8 protein-coding genes and 1 pseudogene are annotated in these 10,048 nt (G+C 57.6%); 5 read left to right on the top strand and 4 right to left on the bottom strand.

Annotated features, from left to right (window positions below):
- Positions 1-169: 169 nt before the first annotated feature.
- Positions 170-997, bottom strand: coding sequence for a glyoxylate bypass operon transcriptional repressor IclR (gene iclR / locus HP459_RS17645; RefSeq protein ID WP_022646720.1), 828 nt, complete (start codon positions 995-997; stop codon positions 170-172).
- Between the two features lie 193 nt (positions 998-1,190).
- On the opposite strand from iclR, the gene metH reads away from it, so the two are divergent.
- The 5 genes from metH (at position 1,191) to rluF (ending at position 8,111) form a co-directional block, all read left to right on the top strand.
- Positions 1,191-4,874 (top strand): methionine synthase, encoded by a 3,684-nt coding sequence (gene metH, locus HP459_RS17640; protein WP_171936557.1) that lies wholly within the window; start codon positions 1,191-1,193, stop codon positions 4,872-4,874.
- Between the two features lie 116 nt (positions 4,875-4,990).
- A complete protein-coding gene (locus HP459_RS17635) occupies positions 4,991-6,622 on the top strand; it encodes a Na/Pi cotransporter family protein (RefSeq protein ID WP_171936556.1) in 1,632 nt (543 codons plus the stop codon).
- A 95-nt stretch (positions 6,623-6,717) separates the two neighbouring features.
- A complete protein-coding gene (locus HP459_RS17630; RefSeq protein ID WP_161177843.1) occupies positions 6,718-7,011 on the top strand; it encodes a type II toxin-antitoxin system CcdA family antitoxin in 294 nt (97 codons plus the stop codon).
- On the top strand, positions 7,011-7,184 hold the full coding sequence (locus HP459_RS17625; protein ID WP_022646724.1) for a CcdB family protein: 174 nt from the start codon (positions 7,011-7,013) through the stop codon (positions 7,182-7,184). Before HP459_RS17630 ends, HP459_RS17625 begins: the two co-directional genes overlap by 1 nt.
- A gap of 54 nt (positions 7,185-7,238) precedes the next feature.
- The gene (gene rluF, locus HP459_RS17620) at positions 7,239-8,111 is read left to right on the top strand and encodes a 23S rRNA pseudouridine(2604) synthase RluF (RefSeq protein WP_022646725.1); all 873 of its coding nucleotides are present in this window, start codon (positions 7,239-7,241) and stop codon (positions 8,109-8,111) included.
- Here the strand turns inward: rluF and HP459_RS17615 are convergent, their stop codons facing one another.
- The 3 genes and pseudogenes from HP459_RS17615 to HP459_RS17605 form a co-directional block, all read right to left on the bottom strand.
- Positions 8,112-8,384: a DUF3811 domain-containing protein gene (locus HP459_RS17615; protein ID WP_171936555.1), complete on the bottom strand. Its 273-nt coding sequence runs from the start codon at positions 8,382-8,384 to the stop codon at positions 8,112-8,114. It abuts the gene before it with no gap.
- Positions 8,385-8,434: 50 nt separating this feature from the next.
- Positions 8,435-9,379: a ketopantoate/pantoate/pantothenate transporter PanS gene (gene panS / locus HP459_RS17610; RefSeq protein WP_023295757.1), complete on the bottom strand. Its 945-nt coding sequence runs from the start codon at positions 9,377-9,379 to the stop codon at positions 8,435-8,437.
- 93 nt (positions 9,380-9,472) lie between these two features.
- Positions 9,473-10,048, bottom strand: a pseudogene (locus tag HP459_RS17605) (ACT domain-containing protein); the annotation flags it as partial.

Below are 10,048 nucleotides of genomic sequence, written 5' to 3'. Positions count from 1 at the left end.
TAGCAAGGAACATAAAGTGAACGGAATGACCACCACCGCCGTATGTTCCCCTCACCCTAACCCTCTCCCCGGAGGGGCGAGGGGATTGCTCAGTGCTCGCATTAATTTGTGGGGAACCCTCAGCCCTGTGGGAGAGGGCCGGGGTGAGGGCACCAGACCGCCCTCAATCCTAGCGAATCCCACCATACGCCAGCGTCACCTCTTTCGCGGCCTTAATCACCAGCGCACCCAGCTCGGTGACGCGGTCGTCGGTCATACGTGAAATCGGCCCGGAGATGGAGATGGCGGCAAACGGCTCGCGGTGTTCGTCGAAAATACAGGACGCGAGGCAGCGCAGCCCGAGGGCATGTTCTTCGTCATCAAACGAATAGCCGCGCTTGCGGGTCAGAGCCAGATCTTCTTTCAGATGCACCGGCGACACCAGGGTGGCGTGGGTGTAGGCGTGCAGACCTTTACGGTGCAGCAGACCCGTCACCTGCTCTTCGCTAAGCTGCGAGAGAAACGCTTTCCCTGCGCCAGAGGCATGCATCGGCAGCTTGCCGCCAATCGGTGCGGACATGCGCATCAGCTGCGTACACTGCACCTGGTCGATGATAATCGCCTGATGATCGCTCTGATCCAGCACGGCCAGGTTTACCGTCTCGCCGGACTCCTCCATCAGCTTGCGCAGAATCGGGTGGACAATCGCCAGCAGGTTGCGGCTTTGCAGGAAGCTGCTGCCGACGATAAAGGCATGCGCGCCAACCGCCCAGTGACCCAGCTCGCCCACCTGACGTACGAAGCCCAGCTGCTGCATGGTGGTTAACAGGCGGTGAGTGGTGGAGTTCGGCAGTCCCGCCTGCTGCGCCAGCTCCGTCAGGGCCACGCTACCATGCGATTCGGCTATCCATTCCAGCAGCTTCAGGCCGCGCGTCAGGGATTGAACCTGTCCGCCAGGTTGTGCAGCGGTGGTTGCAGCAGGTTTTCTGCCGCGTTTAGCGGGAACGGTCGTAACCATGACGAACTCCTTTTTCTGTATCGTGGAAATCATTTTCGTTTTATTTGGTGGTTTTGCAACCGCTTTCCTGACTGATCGGAGGAGTGATAGTGAACATGTCTCATGTTACCGCTGTGTGACTTTTCGACCCTTAGAGATTATGCCAGTATGGAACGCAGCCTTTTGGCCATGTTGAACGTTGTCGGGAGCAAGTGTGAGCAGCAAAGTAGAGCAACTGCGTGCGCAGTTAAATGAACGAATTCTGGTGCTGGACGGCGGCATGGGCACCATGATCCAGGGCTATCGTCTGAGTGAAGACGATTTCCGTGGCGAGCGCTTTGCCGACTGGCCTTGTGACCTGAAAGGAAACAATGACCTGCTGGTGTTGAGCAAACCCTCTGTCATCAGGGATATCCACAACGCCTACTTCGAAGCGGGTGCGGATATTGTAGAAACCAACACCTTCAACTCGACAACCATCGCCATGGCGGATTACCAGATGGAATCCCTGTCGGCGGAGATCAACTTTGAAGCGGCGAAACTCGCCCGCGCCTGCGCCGACGAGTGGACGGCCCGCACGCCGGACAAGCCGCGCTATGTTGCCGGGGTGCTAGGCCCGACCAACCGCACCGCGTCGATTTCTCCGGACGTGAACGATCCAGCCTTCCGCAATATCACCTTTGACCAACTGGTGGCCGCGTATCGTGAGTCCACTAAAGCGCTGGTGGAAGGCGGTTCCGACCTGATCCTGATTGAAACCGTATTCGACACTCTCAACGCCAAAGCTGCAATTTACGCGGTGAAAGAGGAATTTGAGGCGCTGGGCGTTGACCTGCCGATCATGATTTCCGGCACCATCACCGATGCCTCGGGGCGCACGCTTTCCGGCCAGACAACCGAAGCGTTTTATAACTCTCTGCGCCATGCCGAAGCGCTCTCCTTCGGCCTGAACTGCGCGCTGGGGCCGGACGAGCTGCGCCAGTACGTGCAGGAGCTTTCGCGCATCGCAGAGTGCTACGTCACCGCCCACCCGAACGCCGGTCTGCCGAACGCGTTCGGTGAGTACGATCTGGATGCCGACACCATGGCGGCGCAAATCCGCGAGTGGGCCGAATCTGGCTTCCTCAACATCGTCGGCGGCTGCTGCGGCACCACGCCGGAGCACATCGCCGCCATGAGCCGCGCCGTCGCCGGGCTTGCACCGCGCAAGTTACCCGAGCTTCCGGTAGCCTGCCGTCTGTCCGGCCTTGAGCCGTTGACCATCGGCGACGACAGCCTGTTTGTGAACGTGGGTGAACGTACCAACGTGACCGGTTCTGCGAAGTTCAAGCGCCTGATCAAAGAAGAGAAGTACAGCGAAGCGCTGGACGTTGCCCGCCAGCAGGTGGAGAGCGGGGCGCAGATCATCGATATCAACATGGACGAGGGGATGCTCGACGCCGAAGCGGCGATGGTGCGTTTCCTCAACCTGATTGCCGGTGAGCCGGATATCGCCCGCGTGCCGATCATGATTGACTCCTCCAAATGGGACGTCATCGAAAAGGGGCTGAAGTGCATTCAGGGCAAAGGCATCGTTAACTCCATCTCAATGAAAGAGGGCGTCGATACCTTTATCCACCACGCGAAGCTGGTGCGTCGCTACGGGGCCGCCGTGGTGGTGATGGCCTTCGATGAAGTGGGCCAGGCCGATACCCGCGAGCGCAAAATTGAGATTTGCCGCCGGGCGTACAAAATTTTGACCGAAGAGGTGGGCTTCCCGCCGGAAGACATTATTTTCGACCCGAACATCTTTGCTGTCGCAACCGGCATTGAAGAGCACAACAACTACGCCCAGGACTTTATCGGCGCGTGTGAAGACATCAAACGCGAGCTACCGCATGCGCTAATTTCCGGCGGCGTGTCGAACGTCTCGTTCTCGTTCCGCGGCAACGACCCGGTGCGTGAGGCCATCCACGCCGTGTTCCTCTACTATGCCATCCGCAACGGGATGGACATGGGGATCGTTAACGCCGGACAGCTGGCGATTTACGACGACCTGCCCGCAGAACTACGCGACGCAGTAGAAGATGTGATCCTCAACCGTCGCGACGACGCCACCGAACGCATGCTGGATCTGGCGGAAAAATACCGCGGCAGTAAAGCTGACGAATCAGCCAACGTTCAGCAGGCCGAATGGCGTTCCTGGGATGTGAGAAAGCGTCTGGAATACTCGCTGGTAAAAGGCATTACTGAGTTCATTGAGCAGGATACCGAGGAAGCGCGTCAGCAGGCGGCCCGTCCGATTGAAGTGATCGAAGGGCCGCTGATGGACGGCATGAACGTGGTCGGCGATCTGTTCGGCGAGGGCAAAATGTTCCTGCCGCAGGTGGTGAAATCCGCCCGCGTCATGAAGCAGGCCGTGGCTTATCTTGAGCCGTTTATCGAAGCCAGCAAAGAGAAGGGCTCCAGTAACGGTAAGATGGTCATTGCCACCGTGAAGGGCGACGTGCACGACATCGGCAAAAACATTGTCGGCGTGGTACTGCAATGCAATAACTACGAAATTATCGATCTTGGCGTGATGGTCCCGGCGGATAAAATCCTCAGGACCGCTCGCGAAGTGAATGCGGATCTGATTGGTCTTTCCGGGCTGATTACGCCGTCGCTGGACGAAATGGTCAACGTGGCAAAAGAGATGGAGCGCCAGGGCTTCACTATTCCACTGCTGATTGGCGGGGCAACCACCTCGAAAGCCCACACCGCAGTGAAAATTGAGCAGAACTACAGTGGGCCGACGGTGTATGTCCAAAACGCCTCGCGCACCGTGGGCGTGGTCTCCGCGCTGCTGTCTGACACCCAGCGCGATGACTTTGTCGCCCGCACCCGCAAAGAGTATGAAACCGTCCGCATTCAGCATGGACGTAAGAAACCGCGCACGCCGCCGGTTTCGCTTCAGGCGGCACGCGATAACGATCTGGCGTTCGACTGGTCCAGCTATACGCCGCCGGTCGCGCACCGTCTGGGCGTGCAGGACGTGACGGCCAGCATCGAAACGCTGCGTAACTACATCGACTGGACGCCATTCTTCATGACCTGGTCGCTGGCGGGCAAATATCCGCGCATTCTTGAAGATGAGGTAGTAGGCGAAGAGGCGAAACGCCTGTTTAAAGATGCCAACGATATGCTCGACAGACTGAGCGCAGAGAAAGCCCTCAACCCGCGCGGCGTGGTGGGGCTGTTCCCGGCGAACCGCGTGGGCGACGATGTCGAAATTTACCGCGATGAAACCCGCACCCATGTGCTGGCCGTGAGCCACCATCTGCGCCAGCAAACCGAGAAAGTGGGCTTTGCCAACTACTGCCTGGCGGATTTCGTCGCACCGAAACTCTCCGGTAAAGCCGACTATATCGGCGCCTTTGCCGTAACCGGTGGTCTGGAAGAAGACGCGCTGGCGGACGCGTACGACGCACAGCACGATGATTACAACAAAATCATGGTGAAAGCGATCGCCGATCGCCTGGCGGAAGCCTTTGCTGAGTACCTCCACGAGCGCGTACGTAAGGTGCACTGGGGCTACGCGGCGAATGAGAATCTCAGCAACGAGGAGCTGATCCGCGAAAACTACCAGGGCATTCGTCCGGCACCCGGCTATCCGGCCTGCCCGGAACACACCGAGAAGGGCACTATCTGGAAACTGCTCGACGTGGAAGCGCATACCGGCATGAAACTTACCGAGTCGTTCGCCATGTGGCCGGGCGCGTCCGTTTCCGGCTGGTATTTCAGCCACCCGGACAGCAAGTACTTCGCCGTGGCACAGCTTCAGCGGGATCAGATTGAAGACTACGCCCTGCGAAAAGGCATGAGCGTGTCAGAGGTGGAACGCTGGCTAGCGCCGAATTTAGGCTACGACGCAGACTAACGTCACTTTTCCTTACAACAAACAGGGCACCGCTATGGTGCCTTGTCTCTTTCTTACGTTTAAACCCTTATACTGAACCTAAGGAAAATGAATAACGATAATGAGGAAAACCCACTGTGTTGACGTTGTTACACCTGTTCTCCGCAGTCGCACTGCTGGTATGGGGCACCCATATCGTTCGTACCGGCGTGATGCGCGTGTTTGGCGCACGTTTACGTACCGTTCTCAGCGGCAGCGTTGAGAAGAAGCCGCTCGCCTTCTGTGCGGGTATTGGCGTCACGGCGCTGGTGCAAAGCAGCAACGCCACCACTATGCTCGTCACCTCGTTCGTGGCGCAGGATCTAGTGGCGCTCGCCCCGGCGCTGGTGATTGTCCTTGGCGCCGACGTCGGTACCGCGCTGATGGCACGTATCCTGACCTTCGATCTCTCCTGGCTGTCGCCGTTGCTGATTTTTATTGGCGTCATTTTCTTCCTCGGCCGTAAGCAAAGCCGTGCCGGGCAGCTTGGCCGCGTCGGTATTGGCCTCGGGCTGATCCTGCTGGCGCTGGAGCTGATTGTGCAGGCAGTTACGCCGATTACCCAGGCCAACGGTGTGCAGGTCATTTTCGCCTCGTTAACCGGCGATATTATGCTGGATGCGCTGATCGGCGCGGTGTTTGCCATTGTCAGCTACTCCAGCCTGGCGGCCGTGTTGCTGACGGCCACGCTAACCGCTGCGGGCGCGATCTCTTTCCCGGTGGCGCTATGCCTGGTCATCGGTGCGAATCTTGGCTCTGGCCTGCTGGCGATGCTTAACAACAGCGCAGCCAATGCTGCCGCCCGCCGGGTGGCGCTGGGGAGTTTGCTCTTCAAGCTGGTGGGTAGCCTGATCATTCTGCCGTTTGTGCACCCGCTGGCGAACCTGATGGACAACCTCTCTCTGCCGAAAGCGGAGCTGGTGATCTACTTCCACGTCTTCTACAACCTGGTACGCTGTCTGGCGATGGTGCCGTTTGCCGCGCCGATGGCCCGCTTCTGCGAGCGGCTAATTCGTGATGAACCGGAGCTGGACGCGCGCCTTAAACCGAAGCATCTGGACACCTCGGTGCTGGACACGCCCGCGCTGGCTATCGCCAATGCCGCCCGCGAAACGCTGCGCATGGGTGACGCGATGGAAACCATGCTGGAAGGGTTGCAAAAGGTGATGCACGGCGAGCCGCGCGAAGAAAAAGAGCTGCGCAGGCTGGCGGACGATATCAACGTGCTGTATACCGCCATCAAGCTCTATCTGGCGCGGATCCCGCAGGACGAGCTGGCGGAAGAGGAGTCGCGCCGCTGGGCGGAAATCATTGAGATGTCGCTTAACCTGGAGCAGGCTTCGGATATTGTCGAGCGTATGGGCAGTGAAATCGCAGACAAATCCCTGGCCGCACGTCGGGCGTTTTCTGTCGAAGGGCTGAAGGAGCTGGAAGCGCTGCACGAACAGCTGGTCAGCAACCTGAAGCTGGCGATGTCGGTCTTCTTCTCCAGCGACGTGCCGAGCGCTCGCCGCCTGCGCCGCAACAAGCACCGTTTCCGCATCCTCAACCGGCGCTACTCGCACGCCCACGTTGAGCGTCTGCACCAGCAGAACGTGCAGAGTATCGAAACCAGCTCGCTCCACCTGGGGCTGCTGGGCGATATGAAACGTCTCAACTCGCTGTTCTGCGCGGTGGCGTACAGCGTGATGGAGCAACCGGATGAAGACGATGAGCGGGATGAGTATTAATCTCTGAAAGCGCCTCGCAAAACGGTTCTGTGAGGCGTGACTCCCCATAAAGAGCAATTTATTCTTCAACCCTTACATTTTTAAGGGAATAGGAGATGCTCAATTATTACGCTACACTTCGCCAGTTCATGCGCATTCCAAAGGGGGTTCTCATGCGCGGTGCTAATAGTATCAAAAAATCAGTGAATGTTTCCCTGTCGCCGGACATCCTTGAAGAGGCGCGAAGGCTTAAACTTAACCTTTCTGCCGTGCTAACGGCGGCTTTGCAGGAGCAATTTCGTGAACATCGGCGCGCAGAGTGGCTTGAAGAAAATAAAGCTTCTATTGACGCCATTAACCAGTGGGTTGATGAAAACGGCTCCTTTAGTGACTTTCAGAGGTCGTTCTGATGAAGCATGTACTGGTCGCTCCCGCCGTTGAGGTCGCGGGAAAACCCTGCGTGGTGATGATGCACATGATGGCAGGCATATCGCTAAAAGAGTTAGGTGAACGCGTTGCCGATCTTACTAACAGCAGTGCTTCATTGCGGGATGCACTCGATTTTCTGATCAGCGGTTACTAGGACTTTTTTGTCAGGCGCAAGGTAAGGTATATTTCGCCCTTCACAGGAGAAACTATGCTGCCAACTCAATCAACCCGATTAAACAAATACATTAGCGAGAGCGGGATCTGCTCACGTCGCGAGGCTGACCGTTACATTGAACAGGGTAACGTGTTTCTTAACGGCAAACGCGCCACCATTGGCGATCAGGTGGTACCTGGCGATGTGGTGAAAGTGAATGGTCAGGTCATCGAACCGCGTGATGCCGAAGACCTGGTGTTTATCGCGTTGAACAAACCGGTTGGGATTGTCAGCACCACGGAAGATGGCGAGCGGGACAACATTGTTGATTTCGTGAACCACAGCAGCCGCATTTTCCCGATTGGCCGTCTGGATAAAGACTCTCAGGGGCTGATTTTCCTCACCAACCACGGCGATCTGGTCAACAAAATTCTGCGTGCCGGTAACGACCACGAGAAAGAGTACATCGTGACGGTGAACAAGCCGGTGACGGACGAGTTTATCCGCGGAATGGGCGCTGGCGTGCCGATTCTGGGCACCGTGACGAAGAAGTGTAAAGTCAAAAAAGAAGCACCGTTCGCGTTCCGCATCACGCTGGTTCAGGGCCTGAACCGCCAGATCCGCCGCATGTGCGAGTACTTCGGTTATGAAGTGACGAAGCTGGAACGCACGCGCATCATGAACGTCAGCCTGTCTGGCATCCCGCTGGGCGAGTGGCGTGACTTAACGGATGATGAGCTGATCGAGCTGTTCAAACTTATCGAGAACTCCTCGTCCGAAGCGAAGCCGAAAGCTAAAGCCAAACCGAAAACGCAGGCGATTAAGCGTCCGGTGGTGAAGGCACCGCAGGCGGAAGAGAAAGGGCGAGGCAAGCCGGGCAACGGAAAACGCTTTACCCAGCCGGGGCGCAAAAAGAAAGGGCGCTGATTAGCGCCTTCCACGGGTTGATGTGCTGGCGGACCAGGAAAAAGTCGCCTCTGCGTCGGGTTTATACGCCTGCTCTTTTTTCAGCTTGCGGGCTTTTTTCGCCGCGGCATCACGTTGCACAATCAGCTTATCGATGTACTCTTTTTTAACCTGATTGGTTTCGGCGTTCGTCAGCGTGCGGCCATGCGCGATGCGGGCGCGGTCGAGAAGCGTTTTAAGTTCGCGCTGCTCGGCTTCGGTCATGTCTTTCTGGGTCAAACGTGGTGTAGCCATTGCTGAAGCCTCCTGATGGGGAGGCTTCAGTGTAAAGCAAGCCGGCTCAATTAACCCTGTTTCACCGCATCTTTTTTCGGTTGGTCATCAATCGGCTTACCGGACCAGTACCCTGCTAACAGCGAACCGGACAGGTTGTGCCAGACGGAGAACAGCGCTCCCGGTAGCGCCGCCAGCGGTGAGAAGTAAATTTTACCCAGCGCCGCCGCCAGGCCAGAGTTCTGCATCCCCACTTCGATCGCCAGCGTGCGGCAGGTGGATTCGTCGAAACCAAACAGCTTTCCACCCCAGTATCCGCCCAGCAGACCAATGGTGTTATGCAGCACAACCGCGACGATCACTACAAAGCCCACTGAAGCAATGTGCGATGCGGAACCGGCTACCACGGCGCTGATAATGGCAAGTATGCAGACCATCGAAAACGCGGGCAGATACGGCTCAACCGCTTTCACCACCCGCGGGAAGAGATGGTGGATCACCAGTCCCAGCGCAATCGGGATCACCACGATTTGCAGAATGCTGAGCAGCATGCCCATCACATCCACCTGGATATGCGCGTCCACGTACAGGCGGGTTAACAGCGGCGTGGCAATCACGCCCACCAGCGTGGAAACGGAAGAGATAGTGACGGAGAGCGCCACGTCGCCTTTCGCCAGATAGATCATGACGTTAGATGCCGTGCCGCTGGCGACGCTCCCCACCAGCACCATCCCGGCGGAAAGGTCGGGCGGCATCTTAAAGGCCATCGCCAGCAGCCAGGCCGCGAGCGGCATCACCAGGTAGTGCAGGAAAATCCCTGCGGCAACCGGTGCCGGGCGAGACAGCACGCGTTTGAAATCGTCAATTTTTAGATGCACGCCCATGCCGAACATAATCAGCATCAGTAGCGTGGTGACCCACGGACCAATGCCCGTGAACGTGGTGGGAGTGTAATACGCGAGTACGGAGAGCAGCAGCGCCCATAACGGGAACAGCCGGGTGATAGCGGAGAGCATAGTGAATTCCTTGCAGTATTGTCGTGTTGTTTTGTTATAAAAAAGCCGGGTCTGTGCCCGGCTTATGGATAATGTTTATCGTGCTAACGAATTTTATTCAAATAAATTCTGATGAAGTTTCTGCACAACCTGCTCGGCCTGATCGGCAGGGACCAGGAAGCAGAGGTTGTAGCTGGAGGCGCCGTAGCAAATCATGCGGATGCTGAACGGGTCGAGCACGCCGAACACCTCTTTGCCCACGCCGCACGCGCGCGACAGCTTATTACCGATGATGGCAACCAGCGCCAGATCTTCTTCCACCTCCACGCGGCACAGCTCGGAAAGCTCAATCAGCAGCGACTGCGTCAGCAGGGTGTCGCCGGTAGAGGTGGAGCCGGTGGTGTCGAGCGTCAGCGCAATGCTGACTTCTGACGTGGTGATCAGGTCCACGGAGATATTGTGGCGTGCCAGGATGCCAAACACTTCCGCCAGGAATCCGCGGGAGTGCAGCATATTATGGCTGTGCAGGGTAACCAGCGTCTGCTTACGACGCAGGGCCAGCGCGCGGAACAGCGGCGGGTTCTCGGTTTTCTTGCAGACCAGCGTCCCGCCCGCCTTTGGATCTTTACTGGAGCCAACGAAGACCGGAATGTCGCTGCGCACGGCAGGCAGCAGCGTGGCCGGATGCAG

Source organism: Enterobacter sp. CM29 (assembly GCF_013179605.1).
GTDB lineage: Bacteria > Pseudomonadota > Gammaproteobacteria > Enterobacterales > Enterobacteriaceae > Enterobacter > Enterobacter intestinihominis.
This window is presented reverse-complemented; position numbering and strand designations above follow the sequence as displayed.